This window comes from Shewanella sp. AC91-MNA-CIBAN-0169, assembly GCF_040310165.1.
GTDB lineage: Bacteria > Pseudomonadota > Gammaproteobacteria > Enterobacterales > Shewanellaceae > Shewanella.
Genome location: NZ_JBEOPM010000020.1, coordinates 34,746 through 52,587, shown reverse-complemented (window position 1 = coordinate 52,587; position 17,842 = coordinate 34,746). Strand labels below are relative to the sequence as shown.

12 protein-coding genes are annotated in these 17,842 nt (G+C 41.9%); 6 read left to right on the top strand and 6 right to left on the bottom strand.

The genetic code is table 11. From position 1 onward, the window contains the following. Positions 1-23 precede the first annotated feature (23 nt). Positions 24-761 carry a pyruvate formate lyase 1-activating protein gene (pflA, locus tag AAEY98_RS16340; protein WP_101088044.1) on the top strand — a complete coding sequence of 246 codons (738 nt, stop codon included), beginning with the start codon at positions 24-26 and terminating at the stop codon, positions 759-761. 59 nt (positions 762-820) lie between these two features. Here the strand turns inward: pflA and yfbV are convergent, their stop codons facing one another. Beyond that, on the bottom strand, positions 821-1,258 hold the full coding sequence (gene yfbV, locus AAEY98_RS16335; RefSeq protein WP_162024315.1) for a terminus macrodomain insulation protein YfbV: 438 nt from the start codon (positions 1,256-1,258) through the stop codon (positions 821-823). Positions 1,259-1,487: 229 nt separating this feature from the next. Here yfbV and ackA point away from each other — a divergent pair, with 229 nt between their 5' ends. Together ackA and pta are read left to right on the top strand one after the other, a co-directional pair. Next, positions 1,488-2,690: an acetate kinase gene (gene ackA / locus AAEY98_RS16330; protein WP_351018199.1), complete on the top strand. Its 1,203-nt coding sequence runs from the start codon at positions 1,488-1,490 to the stop codon at positions 2,688-2,690. Positions 2,691-2,752: 62 nt separating this feature from the next. Then, on the top strand, positions 2,753-4,903 hold the full coding sequence (pta, locus tag AAEY98_RS16325; RefSeq protein WP_101088038.1) for a phosphate acetyltransferase: 2,151 nt from the start codon (positions 2,753-2,755) through the stop codon (positions 4,901-4,903). Positions 4,904-5,182: 279 nt separating this feature from the next. On the opposite strand, the gene topA is transcribed toward pta, so the two are convergent. Beyond that, the gene (gene topA / locus AAEY98_RS16320) at positions 5,183-7,822 is read right to left on the bottom strand and encodes a type I DNA topoisomerase (protein WP_351018196.1); all 2,640 of its coding nucleotides are present in this window, start codon (positions 7,820-7,822) and stop codon (positions 5,183-5,185) included. 391 nt (positions 7,823-8,213) lie between these two features. On the opposite strand from topA, the gene astB reads away from it, so the two are divergent. Then, a complete protein-coding gene (gene astB / locus AAEY98_RS16315) occupies positions 8,214-9,548 on the top strand; it encodes an N-succinylarginine dihydrolase (protein WP_101088034.1) in 1,335 nt (444 codons plus the stop codon). Positions 9,549-9,695: 147 nt separating this feature from the next. Here astB and AAEY98_RS16310 read toward each other — a convergent pair whose 3' ends face one another. Beyond that, positions 9,696-12,194 carry a hypothetical protein gene (locus AAEY98_RS16310; protein WP_350996062.1) on the bottom strand — a complete coding sequence of 833 codons (2,499 nt, stop codon included), beginning with the start codon at positions 12,192-12,194 and terminating at the stop codon, positions 9,696-9,698. A gap of 223 nt (positions 12,195-12,417) precedes the next feature. Between AAEY98_RS16310 and AAEY98_RS16305 the strand changes: the two genes are divergently transcribed. Together AAEY98_RS16305 and AAEY98_RS16300 are read left to right on the top strand one after the other, a co-directional pair. Next, a complete protein-coding gene (locus AAEY98_RS16305; protein ID WP_277949095.1) occupies positions 12,418-13,728 on the top strand; it encodes a dicarboxylate/amino acid:cation symporter in 1,311 nt (436 codons plus the stop codon). Positions 13,729-13,900: 172 nt separating this feature from the next. Then, on the top strand, positions 13,901-14,578 hold the full coding sequence (locus AAEY98_RS16300; RefSeq protein WP_059745481.1) for a LysE family translocator: 678 nt from the start codon (positions 13,901-13,903) through the stop codon (positions 14,576-14,578). A gap of 115 nt (positions 14,579-14,693) precedes the next feature. Here the strand turns inward: AAEY98_RS16300 and AAEY98_RS16295 are convergent, their stop codons facing one another. From AAEY98_RS16295 to AAEY98_RS16285, 3 genes are read right to left on the bottom strand one after another with little or no spacing between them, the layout of a single operon-like run. Beyond that, positions 14,694-16,211, bottom strand: coding sequence for a PhnE/PtxC family ABC transporter permease (locus AAEY98_RS16295; RefSeq protein WP_101088031.1), 1,518 nt, complete (start codon positions 16,209-16,211; stop codon positions 14,694-14,696). 57 nt (positions 16,212-16,268) lie between these two features. Continuing rightward, positions 16,269-16,946, bottom strand: coding sequence for an ATP-binding cassette domain-containing protein (locus AAEY98_RS16290; protein WP_351018191.1), 678 nt, complete (start codon positions 16,944-16,946; stop codon positions 16,269-16,271). Then, positions 16,946-17,800 carry a putative selenate ABC transporter substrate-binding protein gene (locus AAEY98_RS16285; RefSeq protein WP_350996071.1) on the bottom strand — a complete coding sequence of 285 codons (855 nt, stop codon included), beginning with the start codon at positions 17,798-17,800 and terminating at the stop codon, positions 16,946-16,948. The genes AAEY98_RS16290 and AAEY98_RS16285 overlap by 1 nt, the downstream gene beginning before the upstream one ends. Between the last annotated feature and the right edge of the window lie 42 nt (positions 17,801-17,842).

The window sequence follows — 17,842 nt, the reverse complement described above, 5'->3', positions numbered from 1 at the left end:
TATACCCATTTTAAGGAACAACAATGACGTTAGGTCGCATACATTCAGTGGAATCATTCGGAACCGTTGACGGTCCAGGAATTCGCTACATCGCTTTTATGCAAGGTTGCCTTATGCGCTGCCAATATTGTCATAATCGTGATACATGGGATCTAGATGGCGGTAAGGAAGTTTCTGTTGATGAAATAATGAGCCAAGTCATTTCATATCAACCCTTTTTAGACGCCAGCGGTGGTGGCATTACAGCCAGTGGTGGTGAAGCAATTTTACAAGCTCAATTTGTCAGCGAACTGTTTAAAGCCTGCAAAAGTCAGGGTATACACACTTGCTTAGACACCAACGGCTTTGTGCGTAAATACGAACCCGTAATAGATGAGTTGCTCGACAATACCGACTTAGTGTTACTTGATATCAAACAAATGGACGATGCCAAACACATCGAACTGACTAAAGTCAGTAACCATCGAACACTACAGTTTGCGCAATATCTTACCAAACGAAATATTAAAACCTGGATCCGTTATGTGGTTGTCGCTGGATTTACTGAAGATGTCGAATCAGCCATCGCATTAGCTGAGTTCATTAAACCGATGAGCAATGTTGAAAAAGTTGAATTATTGCCTTATCACCCGTTAGGGGAACATAAATGGCAAGCTTTTGGCGAAACGTATACTTTGGCAGATATTTCACCGCCAAGTACAGAAATCATGCAGAGAATTCAACAGGTGTTTGTTGACCGAGGTATTAACGCTACATTTTAGTCACAATAACAATAACAATAAACAGATGTAAATTAGCATCGGCTTATGCATAAGATGAATTATAATTCGTCCCAGTAACTTTGATCTAAACGTTCAAAAGCCAGTTTCAAAATGGTGGCCATATCAGAATAGCAGGCTTTTGCGCCTAAAGGTTGGCAATAAATACCCATCTCAGTCAATGCTGAGCTGAGTTGGTTGCCCCAATCAAATAATGATAACGGTAACGGATGGCTCGCTCGCCAACCTAACCATAATAAGCCTTGTAGTGGCAAGCTGATAAAAAAGAGCAACATAGTTAATGCTTGCGGTAAATAATCCCAGCCAAATATATACAGCTGGCTAGCCGCAACGACTAATGCCAACACAGGCATTGCAATAATCGCTAATTGAGTCGCTTTGACGACACGGTACTCTGGGAAATAAAACCCAAGTTGCCTAACCATTGGCCAGGTCTTCATATAACGTTGACCATCGCCAAGTAATTTAACCAAATTCATGTTCAATATACGGCTACCTTTACAGCTTGGGACATGAGTATAACGATAACATAATACAGTGTCATGCCCAAAATGCACTGGAGAATTTACGCCTATACTGATTTAAATTTCAGTCGTAAATCACGGTAAGAACACCGAAGTGTGGCGTTTATGAATGAATAATCATAAACCTTAATCAAAATGGAATTTTACTATTTTATTTAGTTTCATTGACTTAAAAGGCGTTAACATGTCAGACAAATTAGTACTCGTGCTCAACTGCGGTAGCTCATCATTAAAATTTGCCATCATTGATGCTCAATCAGGCGATGATAAAGTTTCTGGATTAGCTGAATGTTTTGGTTTAGAAGATTCACGCATTAAGTGGAAATCTGATGGCAGCAAGAATGAAGCCAAATTAGGTGCCTTTACTGCGCATCGCGAAGCGGTTGAATTCATCGTTAATAACATTTTGGCAGACCATCCAGAACTTGCGGCACAAATTAAAGCCGTTGGTCATCGTATCGTCCATGGTGGTGAAAAGTTTACTCGCTCGGTTATTGTTACACCGGATGTCATTCAGGGTATTGAAGATTGTGCGTCATTAGCGCCTCTACATAATCCTGCGCATTTAATTGGTATTCGTGCCGCGCTCGCTTCATTCCCAGATTTGCCACAAGTTGCAGTATTTGACACCGCATTTCATCAAACCATGCCCGAAAAGGCATATATTTATGCCCTACCCTACAAATTGTATCGTGAACATAGTATTCGCCGTTATGGCATGCATGGTACTAGCAACATCTATATTTGTCGTGAAGCAGCCAAAGTATTAGGCAAAGAGACTAAAGACACCAATATTATTTGTGCACATTTAGGTAATGGTGCATCGGTAACGGCCATTAAAGGTGGCAAAAGTGTCGACACGTCAATGGGCTTAACTCCGCTTGAAGGTTTAGTTATGGGTACACGTTGCGGCGATTTAGACCCATCAATTATTTTCCATTTAGTTAAACAACTTGGCTATACCCTTGATGAAGTCAATAACCTACTGAATAAGCAAAGTGGTTTATTGGGTATTTCAGAACTCACCAACGATTGTCGTGGGATTGAAGAAGGTTATCAAGGCGGTCACAAAGGTGCCACACTAGCCTTAGATATCTTCTGCTATCGTTTAGCCAAATATATCGCCTCTTACACTGTGCCATTAGGGCGTTTAGACGCCATTATATTTACTGGCGGTATTGGCGAAAACTCAGACCTTATTCGCGAGAAAGTCCTTAATTTATTGGCAATATTTAACTTCAAAGTCGATGATAATTTGAATAAAGCGGCTCGTTTTGGCCAGCAAGGCATCATTACTCAAGTAGGTAGCCCTATTGCTATGGTCATACCAACAAATGAAGAGTGGGTTATTGCCGAAGATGCTATTAAGCTGATCACAGCTAAATAAGCAGCTTATTCGGTCTTATATTCGGTTAATTAACATGAACAATACGCACACAAGAGGTCGTCATGTCTCGTAATATTATGCTTATTCCAATCGGTATTGGAGTGGGATTAACATCACTAAGCTTAGGTATGGTTCGTGCACTTGAACGCAAAGGCGTTAAAGTGCAATTTTTTAAACCTATTGCGCAAATTCGATCCGGTGATACTGGTCCAGAACGTTCAACCACTATTTTAAGCACGTCTCCAACTGTTAATCCGTTGGAACCTTATTCAATGGTCCATGCTGAAGCGTTAATCCGTTCAGAGCAAACTGATGTCCTACTAGAACAGATTATTGCCCGCGCAGCAGAATGCGCCAGTAATACTGAAATCCTAGTGGTTGAAGGCTTAGTACCAACACGTAGCCATCCATTTGCTGATGACATTAACTATGAAATTGCCAAAGCATTAGACGCCGATGTTATTTTCATCGCAACCCCTGGAAACGATACGCCTAATGGATTAATGAATCGATTAGAAATCGCCTTTAACTCTTGGGGTGGACAGAAAAACAAACGTTTAATTGGCGCTATCATCAATAAAATTGGTGCTCCCGTTGACAACGAAGGTCGCACACGCCCTGATTTATCTGAAGTATTTGATGATAAAAATATGAACGCGGTTGATAGCTCGGGAATGTTCCAACTTCCGGGTAAAAGTCCGCTGCGTATATTAGGCAGTGTGCCATACAATTTAGAGCTAATTGCCCCGCGCGCATCTGATTTAGCTAAGCACTTAAATGCCAAAATCATTAATGCTGGTGAAATGCATACTCGTCGTATGCGCCGTGTAACATTTTGTGCCCGTAGCCTGCCTAACATGGTTACTCACATCAAAACAAATTCATTGTTAGTGACTTCTGGCGATCGCTCCGACGTGATCGTGTCTGCATGTTTAGCAGCCATGAACGGCGTTAAAATTGGCGCGTTGTTGCTTACTGGGGGCTACCCGCCAGAACCAGAAATCATGAAGTTATGTGAACAAGCTTTTGAAACAGGCTTGCCAGTATTTTTAATTGATTCAAATACATGGCAGACCTCGCTCAATATTCAACGTTTTGATCATGAAGTGCCTGTGGATGATGCGGTGCGCGTTGAAAAAGTGCAAGAATACGTGGCCAGCCATATCGACCAAACCTGGATTGAAAGTGTTACCCAGGATTCTCCACGTGAACACCGTCTATCTCCTCCGGCATTCCGTTACAAGTTAACCGAACTAGCCCGTGCAGCCCGTAAAACTATCGTGCTTCCTGAAGGTGAAGAGCCTAGAACCGTTAAAGCTGCATCTATCTGTGCAGAACGGGGTATTGCTCGTTGCGTGTTAATCGGTAACCGCGAAGAGATCTTACGCGTTGCATCGCAACAAGATGTTATTTTAGGTGAAGGCATCGAAATCATTGAGCCAGAAACTGTGCGTGAAAAGTACGTTGAGCCTATGCTCGAATTACGTCGCAGCAAAGGATTAACAGAAGTTGTTGCCCGTGAACAACTGGAAGATAACATGGTGCTTGGTACCATGATGCTGGCACAAGATGAAGTTGATGGAATTGTGTCTGGTGCTATTCATACTACGGCACACACTATTCGCCCACCATTGCAGTTGATCAAAACGGCACCGGGTTCTAGCTTAGTGTCATCGATTTTCTTCATGCTGATGCCAGATCAAGTATTAGTGTATGGTGATTGCGCGATTAACCCAGATCCAAGTCCTGAACAGCTAGCCGATATTGCGATTCAGTCAGCTGAATCAGCTAAAGCCTTTGGTATTGAGCCTCGCGTTGCGATGATCAGTTACTCAACTGGGACTTCTGGCACCGGTTCAGATGTGGATAAAGTACGTGAAGCCACACGAATCGCTAAAGAAAAACGTCCGGACTTGATTATCGATGGTCCATTGCAATACGATGCAGCCGTCATGCCTAACGTAGCGCTCTCTAAAGCACCTGACAGCCCTGTCGCAGGTAAAGCAACCGTATTTGTGTTCCCAGATTTAAACACGGGTAACACCACATACAAGGCGGTACAGCGTAGTGCTGATTTAATCAGCATCGGGCCAATGCTTCAAGGGATGCGTAAACCGGTTAACGATTTATCACGCGGCGCATTAGTCGATGATATTGTCTACACCATTGCGTTAACGGCGATTCAAGCAGCACAGAATAGTGAGAAAAAATAACGTCAGGCACTTCAGTGTAATATCGTTGTGAATTTACAATAAATGACCACTAAAAAAGCACTGATATTTATCGGTGCTTTTTTGTGTCTGATGTCTTAGATTTTTTGTTTGATTGTCTGTTTGCCTGTTTGCCTGTTTGCCTGTTTGCCTGTTTGCAAAAGCATGTCCCTATGCGGTTCATGATACAAAAAATAATTAAGTCATTTATGGCACAAACAAAAACGCTACCCAATTGGGTAGCGTTTATAAAGAGCGTTATGTATCAATCAATACTAAAAATTATTTCTTAGCTTTTTTCTTAGTTGATTCACTAACCCATTTACCGCCGATAAACTTAGAAGACCAACCGGTAGCTTTGCCGTCAACTTCAGTAGCAACATACTGCTCTTTTGTTTTACGACTAAATTTAACCGAGGCTTTATTGCCTTCATCATCTTCGACTGGCGCATCGGCAAGATACGCATATTTAGGCCATAACAAATCGCGATACTGCACTAACTCTTCCACTAACGGCGCACGTGTTTCACGCGATTTAGGGAAAGTACTGGCGGCTAAAAATATACCAGCAGCACCATCGCGAAGCACAAAGTGAGCATCCGATTTAGTACATTTTAATTCAGGTAGGAAGATAGGATCTTCTTTTGGTGGCGCCGCTTCACCGCTTCTAAGCAACTTACGGGTGTTTTTACACTCGCTATTGGTGCAACCAAAATACTTACCAAATCGACCGTTTTTAAGTTCCATATTATTGCCGCAACGATCGCACTCAATAATTGGACCTTCATAGCCTTTAATCTTAAATTGTCCGGCTTCAACTTCGTAACCATCACATGACGGGTTATTACCACAAACATGTAATTTACGTGTTTCGTCAATGAGATAACTGTCCATCGCGGTACCACACTTACCACAACGATGTTTAGCACGTAACGCTTCCGTTTCGCCATCTTCATTGTCGCTTACCGCTTCTTCACCTGGGGTTAAGTTAAGCGTGGTCTTACAACGTTCTTTAGGTGGTAACGCATAACCAGAACAACCTAAGAACACCCCTGTTGAACCAGTACGAATACCCATTGGACGGCCACAGGTTGGACACTTAATGTCGTCTGTTAATACCATCTCATTAGGGCGCATACCGCCTTCATCGGGATCTAACTCGGCCAACAATAACTGCTTGGTAAAGTCGCCATAAAAACCGTCTAATACTTTTTTCCAGTCCAGCTTACCTTGAGCAACATCATCTAATGTTTGCTCCATGCTGGCGGTAAAGTCGTAGCTCATTAATTCTTTAAAACTGCCGACTAAGCGTTCGCTGACAATCTCACCCATTTTTTCAGCAAAGAAACGGCGGTTATCAACTTTAACGTAACCACGATCCTGAATGGTTGAAATAATCGTCGCATACGTTGAAGGACGACCAATACCACGCTTCTCAAGCTCTTTAACCAAAGACGCTTCACTGTAACGCGGTGCAGGCTTGGTAAAGTGTTGCTTAGGAGATAAGGTTTCAAGCACTAACTTGTCACCTTTTGCAACAACTGGTAGCGTCTTATCTTCTTCGTTTTTCTTACTCACTTGTGGCTGAACACGAGTCCAACCATCAAAACGTAAGGTACGGCCACTGGCTTTTAATTCGTAATCACCCGCGGTTACCGTTAAACGTGTTGCATCATATTGAGCAGGTGTCATTTGACATGACACAAATTGACGCCAGATAAGCTCATACAAGCGCTGAGCGTCTCTTTCCATATCGGTTAACGAAGCGGACTGCACAGCCACGTTCGACGGTCTAATAGCTTCATGCGCCTCTTGAGCGCCCTCTTTGCTACCATAACGAATAGGTTCTGCCGGTAAATACTTGTCACCGAACTCGGTACCAATCATTTCACGTAAGTTTTCAACCGCTTCTTTACTCAAATTGGTTGAATCGGTACGCATATACGTAATGTGGCCAGCTTCGTACAAACGCTGCGCCATCATCATGGTTTTCTTAACACCATAACTAAGACGAGTACTGGCAGCTTGCTGCAATGTCGACGTAATATAAGGTGCCGAAGGTTTGCTTGAGGTTGCTTTATCTTCACGCGCAGTGACAACATACTTTGCATCACGCAACGCATCGACAGCGACTTTAGCTTGCGCTTCATTAATCGGTTCAAATGCAGCAGATTGATACTTCATCACCTGCATTTTCAAGCTAGCGGCGGTAGGTGTATTTAACTCAGCATGGATATCCCAAAACTCTTCTGGAACAAACGCTTTAATTTCACTTTCACGCTCTACAACTAAGCGCACTGCTACCGACTGAACACGCCCAGCAGATAAACCACGAGCGACTTTTTTCCATAATAATGGTGATACCATAAAGCCAACAACACGGTCTAAAAAGCGACGAGCTTGCTGGGCATTAACCATATTGGTATCAAGTACCGACGGTTTACTAAACGCATCTTGAATCGCTGTTTTAGTAATTTCGTTGAACACAACTCGCTGATACCGTGAAGGATCACCACCAATAATTTCCTGTAAATGCCAGGCAATGGCTTCCCCTTCACGGTCCAAATCCGTTGCGAGATATATTTGGTCAGCAGTTTCTGCTAACGCTTTTAATTCTTTAACAACTTTTTCTTTACCAGGCAGAATTTGATACTTAGCCGCCCAGTCTTTATCTGGGTTAACACCCATTCGCGCCACAAGCGCTTGTTTGTCTCTGATCAGCTTGTATTTAGCTTTTTCTTCAGGAGATAATTTCTTAACTTCTGCTGCGGTTTTAGTCACAGTTGTACCGTCAGAAGTAGACGAAGTTGGTAAGTCACGAATATGACCTACACTCGACTTCACAATGAAGTCTTTACCAAGATATTTATTAATTGTCTTGGCTTTGGCCGGCGATTCGACAATAACTAGCGATTTACCCATAGTTTTATTTGCGCCAAAAAGTCTCGAAAAAAAGAAAATTGATTCCATATATAGAGGGTTGAGACAATAGTTTCAAGTTAATCCCTCTTTTACATGGCTAGTAAGTCATTTTTTAATCAGAATTGAATCAAAAATAAAAAATGTAAAAAATAATATGCGTTTTTTAAACGTAATTTTTCACTTAATGATACTTGCGAGCACCTTCAGTGCATTTTTAGTCATTTATACACATTTGTACAAATTAACCACACCTTGTTAACCCTTATAGCTTCAGTATACTGGGGTTAAATTGGCGTTAACTGACATGAACAATCACGTTCCTTTTTTATAAGTAACACAAATGAGTGTAACTACAATAATAATTATTCACTAAAATTCTCAAGGATCACGAATGAAGCATTTTGAAGCGAACTTTGATGGCTTGGTTGGACCAACCCATAACTATGCCGGATTATCATTTGGTAATGTGGCCTCATTTAGTAATGCGGCCCAGACATCAAATCCTAAAGCGGCAGCTAAACAAGGTTTGCAAAAAGCCAAGTCATTAGCAGATTTGGGGATGGTGCAAGGGGTATTAGCCCCACAGGAGCGCCCAGACCTATACACATTGCGTCGAATTGGTTTTTCTGGGTCTGACGCTGAGGTTTTACAAAAAGCTGCTCAGCAGGCTCCTGCGCTACTTAATGCTTGTTGCAGTGCATCAAGTATGTGGACAGCTAACGCGGCTACAGTGTCACCCAGTGCAGACACCTGTGACGGTAAAGTTCACTTCACCCCAGCTAATTTAGTTGATAAATTACACCGCAGTATTGAACCTGTCACTACCGGCAATATTTTGCAGGCGACATTTAATAACGACCGCTATTTTAAGCATCATCAACATTTGCCAGAACACGCAAGCTTTGGTGATGAAGGAGCAGCTAATCATACTCGACTATGTTCTGAATATGGTCATGCTGGCGTTGAATTATTTGTCTATGGTCAAACAGCAACTAACCCTAACGCCCCTAAACCAACAAAATATCCAGCTCGCCAAACTTTGGAAGCATCTCAAGCAGTAGCGCGGTTGCACCAACTTGAAGATGAAAGCTGCGTGTTTATGCAGCAAAATCCAGATGTGATTGATCAAGGTGTATTCCACAATGACGTTATTTCAGTGGGTAACAAAAATGTGTTGTTCTACCACGAACAAGCGTTTTTAAATACCGAAGCAAAGTTCGATGAAATTCGCCGTAAAATGAACTCTGACATGCATTTTGTCAAAGTCACCACAGAGCAAGTATCCATTGATAATGCCGTTCGTAGTTACTTATTTAATACCCAAATCATCACCCTACCTTCAGGTGAAATGGCCATTATTGCGCCAACAAATTGCCAGGAAAACCCTGCGGTATTTGCTTACTTAAATGAACTTGTTACCTTAGGCACGCCGATCAAACAAGTGCGCTATTATGATGTTAAGCAAAGTATGCAAAACGGTGGTGGTCCAGCCTGTTTACGTTTACGAGTCGCGATGAACGAACAAGAAGTCGCTGCAGTTAATCAAAACACATTAATGAATGACGGTTTATTTACGCGCTTAAATACCTGGGTTGATAGACATTATCGTGACCAACTCACGGTAAGCGATCTAGCAGATCCACAATTAATTATTGAATCACGCACCGCGTTAGATGAACTCACACAAATATTAAAGTTAGGCAGCGTGTATCAGTTCCAAAGATAACGTTAACGGGTCGAATAAATAATTGAATAACATATTTTAAAAGCCAACAGCATCCGCTGTTGGCTTTTTGTTTTACATTGCTAAACCGAATCAATAAAAAAGGCGCTAAGTGCGCCTTTTTAACGATTGAAACTGTTACCCAGTCGATTATAGGATTGTTACACCAATGGATACCACTGGAGTAACCAGACCATTTGGCGACTCAACTTCAACGAGGAATACACCAGAATTTGGTTCGTCTTCGCCTTTAATGGTTGTTGTAAACTGACGTCCACCATTGTAGTTAGTACTTGGCCATGTATATTCGCTTGAACTCACCACCGAGCCCGCTGATGTGGTAAATCTTACGATCGAACCGGCTGGCATTTGTTGGTTATGTAAGTCAGAGATAGTAAATGTTGCAGATGCAGCACCTTTGCCCACGATGATCATGTCACTAGCACCAGAGTGTGTTCCTGTGCTATCAACAACCACTATATTAGCAGGATTAGTAGCATACGCTGCACTACCAGACATCACTAAGGTTAAGCTTCTGCGGACAAACAATGACTTTGAATCACTTACGCCATCAGCACATGCACTGTGTACAGGGTCTGAACAAAGCACACCATTATATTTACCGTCTTTGACATCAAATGTACCATTGGAGTTAAAATCGATTAACTCTTCCAATGTGCCACCAGCTTGGCCACCGGTTTGCTGCGGATTAAATAAACCGTCTTCATTGTAGTCGTTATAAGCATCATTTAAATCAAATGGTTGACCAGTGACATCTGTCCCAGTAAGAAACGTATTTGCTTCTGATGCATCAAAGCGACCATTACCATTTAAATCCGGGAAAGACTCTTCACCAATAGCAGTTGCGGTAACCGTTGCACGGCCACCATATTTTTGGTCATAAAAATTGCCATAAACAATATTGGCATTAAGACAAGTGATATCTTCGGAACCATCGCTTAGGTTGTAACATTTTAAGCTAGCTTGAGGGTTTTTCACTTGTACGCCTAACCCATCAAAAAGAACAACACCTTCAGGTCTTGGTAACTGGCTTATCCAAGATACCGAACATGCACCATCTACGGTTTGACATGCATCTTCAATAGAACCACCTTCAGTGGTAAAAGATACCGTTGTGCCATCGGGTACAGGGTTGTTAAACGCATCGGCCATACGAGCGGTAACCTTAACAACAGTACCATCTACATCCCAACCTTCTGCATTAAACAGTTCAGCGGATAAAGAAAAACTGTCTTGATCAGGAATACCCGTAGACACAATTAACTGGCTAGACTGACTCGATACTGCTGGAACTGCACCATTGTCTACCGTTGCAGTCACTCGTAAAGAAGTCGCGACTGTACCTGTGGTTACTACCGTTTGCACAATACCACTATTATCTGTAGTAGCTTGCAGGGGATCAATTTTAACCCCACCTACAGTAGTATTTAGTGCAAATTTAACATTTTGGTTAGCAACCACATTGCCATTTTTATCCAAAACTTTAAATTTAACCACTGATGATTCAGTACCACCAGTACCTAGAATACTTATGTTTTCAGGAATCGCTGATACAAACACAATACTGCCAACATCAGCCTGCAGTATATTGATGGTACCAACTGCAGATAAACTGATGCCACCGGCATTGGCTGTGACATTAATTTGATCTTCACCAACACAGCCCTCGGCACGATACGTTGAGGTTGCGACGCCATTACTTGACGACACAGGCGAGCTAATCACTGCTTGCGCAGGGCTTTTGGTCGCACAAGTAGATGAAAAGTTTACATCCACAGGTTGTGTAAAGGCATTACCTAAATCATCTTGAATAGACACGGTTACCGTTGCCGTTCCACCAGCAGATAAATCAGTAGCACTAATAGCTGCGACACCTTCAACAAATGGTGTACCACTGCCCATCACGACGTTGGTTGCTCCAACAACAACAATAGTTGAACCGGTTTCATTGGTTGATAATGTCGCAGTGGCTTCACCAGCACCTAACGAACTGCCAGCATAAATATCAACGGTAGCTTTACCTTGTGCATTAGTTACTGCAGTTTTAACGGGTAAATCACCAATTGGGCTATCAAATGTAACAATTGAAGACTTTGTAATACCAGTGACTGTCGCAGTTAATTTACCTGGTGATAAAGTGCTAATCGATTGAACAGCGTTACCAGCGGCATCAGTTAACACCAATGACACTTGAGCCCCACCACCTGCAACACCGCCATCACCCGTCATAGTGACAAATAATGATGCACTTTCACCAGACGTGGTAGTCGCGGTTACTGTTGCTCCGGTATTAATCTCAGCCGTGTTGAGTTGGATAGTGGCGACACCGCTTGAATTGGTGACAACTTCACCGGTACTTGGCGCAAATGTACCGTAATCATCATTATTAAGCGTAAATGAAACAAGCGTACTGACAGCGGCACCCGTTGAGTCTTTTACGGTTGCAGTAATAACTGCAGGTTCTGCAACAGAAACTTGAGTGTTGTCGATACTTAACGAAATAGATATGGTTGGGTCTGGTGTAGTCCCACCTCCGGTTCCATCATCGGTTATACTGCCACCGCCGCCACATGCGACGAGAAAAAAAGAACATAAAAGCGCAAAATAAACTTTATATGCTGACCTCATTGTCAGGCTCCCTGTTACATTAAAATAAACTTAAGAATTATTATAGTTACTTATACATTAACAATACGCAAACATCTTATAACTTTAGCATAACTCTACTATTTTATTCGCTATTTATTGGCGAAAACTTTCACTTTTATGCCATTTCCTAAGTTGCCGATACCTGCTAATCTTTAGCGCATTCAATAAAGACATAAAATAATATGATGAGAAGGAACACTCTGTGAGTAATCAATACAAGCTCGGACTCACGAGCAAAATTTTAATTGGCATGGCATTAGGCATTATATTTGGCCTAGCATTGAGAAACTTTTTCCCTGGTAGTCAATTTATTCAAGAGTACATTACCGATGGATTCTTACATGTCATTGGTACTATCTTCATCTCAAGCTTAAAAATGCTTGTCGTACCTTTGGTATTTATCTCATTAGTATGCGGTACTTGCTCCCTTAGCGATCCATCTAAACTGGGACGTCTTGGTGGCAAGACCATATCCTTCTATTTATTCACTACCGCTATTGCGCTCACTATTGCGATTCTAGCAGCCGTGTTAATCCATCCAGGTAATGCAAGTTTGGCCGGTAACGTATTAGAATACTCGGCAAAAGACGCGCCTAGCCTGTCTGAAGTCATTATTAATATTGTACCGACAAACCCTATGCAAGCCATGAGTGAAGGCAATATGTTGCAGATTATCCTATTTGCAGTTGTTTTTGGCTTTGCCATCTCACATATTGGTGAAAGAGGTACGCGTATAGCGTCATTTTTTAACGACTTAAATGATGTAATTATGCGTGTGGTTACCTTAATTATGCAGTTAGCACCTTATGGTGTGTTTGCACTGATGGCGACCCTCAGCTTAACGTTGGGCTTAGAAACCTTCGGTAGTGTTGTCAAATACTTCCTCCTCGTGGTTGCCGTTTTATTTATCCAAGGCTTAGTGGTTTACCCTACTCTATTAAAATTGTTCTCCGGTCTCAGCCCGTTGATGTTTTTACGTAAAATCCGCGACGTACAGCTGTTTGCTTTTAGTACTGCAAGCTCTAATGCAACATTGCCGGTAACCATTGAAACCGCAGAGCACAGAATGGGCGTCGACAACAAAATCGCGTCATTCACCTTACCACTTGGTGCCACTCTCAACATGGATGGCACCGCCATTATGCAGGGTGTTGCAACGGTATTTATTGCCCAAGTATTTGGTATTGAACTGAGCATCATGGATTACGCGACTGTAGTGGTAACGGCCACACTGGCGTCTATCGGTACTGCGGGTGTGCCTGGTGTCGGCCTTATTATGCTGGCAATGGTGTTAAACCAAGTAGGCTTACCGGTTGAAGGTATTGCCTTAATTATTGGTGTAGACAGAATGCTAGACATGATCCGCACTGCGGTAAACGTCACTGGTGATGCAGTGGCTACGGTGATCATTGCCAAATCAGAAGGCGAATTTAATGAAGAAGTCTTCAACGATTCGCAAGCAGGTAAAGCAGCCAAAAGTTTTGAAGAACAAGTGCTTAACGCCAAAAAATAACACTTAAGTTCACCTTATATAAAAAAGCGCTAATTTAGCGCTTTTTTATTATCTTTTCCCTACATAAATGTGCCATTATCATCAACTTACATTGAAATAAGCTCTCATAGATATCAACAAATGGATATCAACAAAATCTAGCCAGCTTTAACTTATAAAAAACGGAATAAATATGGACATGACTTTATTGGCGGGTTTAGCGGTTATTCACATTGTGGCATTAATGAGCCCAGGACCTGACTTTGCCATTATCGTTAAAATGGCTACGCAGCAAACACGCTTAACCGCACTTTATTGTGCCTTCGGCATTGCTGTCGCTATCTTAATTCACACTTTTTTGTCGTTGATGGGCATCAGTGTGATGATACAACAGTCTCATGTTGCCTTTATGACCGTACAACTAATTGGCAGTAGCTATTTAGCATGGATGGGATATGGGGCGCTCAAGTCAGCTATCACCAGTATGATTAGCAAACGTCGTAATTCAGATATTTCATCGACGCAACCTAATGTGGCAAAAGCGGCGCTGATATCGTCATTAAAGGGATTTAAAGTTGGACTATATACCAATCTACTGAATCCTAAAGCGCTGATCTTTTTTATTACTTTATTTTCCGTATTGATTACGCCACAAGTCAATTACTCAACTAAAATTGCCGCCACGGTATTGTTATTTGTGTTGTCATTGGCGTGGTTTAGTTTACTCGCACTGATCCTATCTAAACCTCGGGTACAACAAAAATTACTCGCGGCCAATACCATTATAGATCTACTCGTTGGGATTATTTTTATTGCCGTTGCAGTCACGATTGCTAATAATATAATTCATCAAATTATCGGTCAGTTTTAAACATGATTAAATTCGATTAAGTAAGCAGATGAATAAGTTGACTATTTTTATCAAGCAGTTACCTGTTTGAGCCACGATGCTTACCCGTTTATAGCTTTAAACTAAGAGACTTTATTTAGCAAGCCTGTAAACGGCTGCGAGGATAATGCAATAATCGACGTGCTAAATAATCCACCACCACATTTAAACCCGCAGTGAAAAACAACAGCAACAATGCCCCACTAAAGCGAATTTCAGAAAAATTACTGTCGACATAAAAACCCAACGTCATCACCCCAAGCATGCCCAAGATAGCCGTTTCACGGATAATCACTTCAAATCGATAAAACAGCAGTCCCATAAAATGTGGGTATATGGCAGGTAGCACTAGATAACTGTACTGATCAATCCTAGGCTTGTATGTCAACGGCACACTAATGCTGTCAGCTTGACGTGACATTAAAAAGACCATCAGGCCGCTATTGTGCAGCGCTAACGCGATAATCGCTGGCAACATCGAGGGCCCTAGTAGCATCATAAACACAAAAGCCAATAAATATTCAGGCAATGAACGTAATATTAAATTCACAGCCCTCATGATTAAAATAACCACTTTTGGCATCATCAAGTGGGTATTAAAAGGCAATAATACCAACGTCAACACATGAGTTAACCCCAAGGCACAAAAAGCCAGTACCAAGGTAGCAACCATCCCGGGAAACACTTGCTGGCTGATTAATGTATAACTCCAGTTAACGAGCTTCGACAGGTTATCTGTGTCAAACCAGCTCAAGAAGGGTTGTCCTTGAAGCATCGGTGGTAAAACATCAACACTAATAAAACGCCAAATAAGTTGCGAGTCGATAACAGGAATGGGAGGTAAGAAGTACACAGCAAGCGGTAAATACAGCCAAAGCATTATCGGTTTAGCCCAAAAACGTATGCTACCAATTAACAACACAAATAAGATTAATAGTGCACCGCCTTGTTGATAATGCCCCTGACGAAAAGCGGATTCTAAATAAAACCCTAATGTCGGCATACCAATAAAGCCCAACACAGCACTACTACGAAGCGCGCATTCAAAACGGTAACGAATATAATCGACAATCTGCGGATACATGTGCATCCATCGACCATATATAAATGCCGACAGTTTATCGGTGCCCTTAGGCAGTGAAAATAAGGTATGCATTGGCGCTTGCTGTAAAATATCAGCAAACACACGGGCAAAAGTAGCAGCATAAGGAAGCGCTATGGCTAAAATACCGGTAATGGCTGAAAGACCAAATATCTGTAAGAATATCAATGCCCAAAATATCTCATGGATAGCACGGATAAATGCACACATTGCCGCCACTACAGGATGTTGATACCACAATGCTAATGGAAATCCCAATAGCAACCCAATCGTAATCCCAAGCAGCGCAAAACTAATGGTTTGCCACAGCGCATCAAGTAAATACTCTGTCGCGAAAAAGTCAGGGTGCACAAAGCCTTGCCACATGCGACCAAGCTCAGACCAAGGATCGAGTGCAATCACCTCGGTATCAGCAAAAAACCAACACACGGAGACCATGAGTAAAAGCAACAGAGTGATTTTCTGCCAATGCCCTACAAAAGAGTAGCGACTGTGAGTCATCATTTTAGGCATTATAAAAACGGGGATAGAATGAAGATAAATCGCTTAGCAGCATCAACATGTTCATATTTATGCCACTGAATGGTTTGGTAAATCGGCTAATGCATAATGCTGTGATAAATGAGCCAGAGATAATTGGCTCGCTTTGTCATCTAGTACTACCTTGCCATCGCTAATGACAATAATACGCTCAAAGTTTGCTAACGCTAGTTCGGCATCATGCAACACACAAATAACACTCTGATGCGTTTGCTTAATCAAGTTTAGTAATCGTAAGCCCATTAGCGGATCTAATGCAGAAAAGGGCTCGTCGCCCATAAACACTGATTGTTGTTGAAATAACGCTCTGGCTAAGGCCACACGTTGGCGCTGACCACCAGACAACTCATTGACTTTCTGTTGCAAAGGCACGGTCAGTTCTAGTTGCTGGCAAATAGCGGCGATTTGTTGTTGCGGCTTATTAAACGGCAACAACAAATTAGCCAAATTATACCAACGGGAATAACGCGCTAACCCACCAATAAACACATTGTGATATATCGACAGGTTATCAACTAACCCCTGTGCTTGAGAGCACAAACAGGTTTGCTCGGCCAATTGTTGATAAAGGTGATGCAACAGCGTGGTTTTACCCACGCCTGAAGGGCCTAAAATAGCCACATGCTCTTTTGCCTTAAATGACAAATTCACTTTAGGTAATATAATTTGCTGGTTATAACCTAAATCAACATCAACCAACGACAACATTAATCGAGCATTCCAATTGTTTTTGCCACGCGCTCAATCGGTTCATAATCACTATTTTTAGCCGGTACAAACGACTCACGTGGGAAGCTGGCTAACAAATCTTTATCCGTCATACCAATTAACGTTTTAGTCAGCTTTTCTTTAAAGCCCGCACCAAACGTTTCATCAACACCCGAATGCACCGTCCATTGATAATCTGGGTAAGTAGGGCTTTCCCAAATGACTTTCACTTTGCTGGTATCAACGTCACCGTTTTCAACTGCTGTGTCCCACACTTTGTAATTAACCGCGCCGACTTGATAAACACCTGCTTCAACTTGGCTGATAGTGCGGCTATGGTCGCCAGAAAAACCAATGCGTTTAAAAATTTGTTCAATTGGCTTACCGGTATTTTTTTCAATAAAATACTGTGGCATCAAACGGCCTGAAGTTGAGTCTTTAGAACCAAAGGTAAAGGTATAATCATTCAATGAAGGAAAATTAGTTGAAGCAGCCATTTCAGTAGATTTATGAGCAATCAAATAACTCTTGAAAAACTGATCTTCAAAACCTTGGGCAATAGCCTCAGAACCTGGCACTAAACGACGCGCTTGCACACCAGATAAACCACCAAACCAAGCAAGTTGTACTTGGTTATTACGAAATGCTGTTACCGCTGCAGAATATGACTTTACCGGAATATATTTCACTTCCACGCCCAACTGCTCGGTTAAATAATCAGCCACTTTATCAAAGCGAGTCCGAAGCTGACTTTCATCTTCATCAGGGATAGCCGTAAAGGTAAACGTTGCACTTAATGCAACTGTCGAAAATAAACTTAAAAAGCTAGCCGATAATAAATGTGTTAGTTTCATCTCAATCTTAAAAGTTAGTCTGTCAATAACCCTATTCTAACT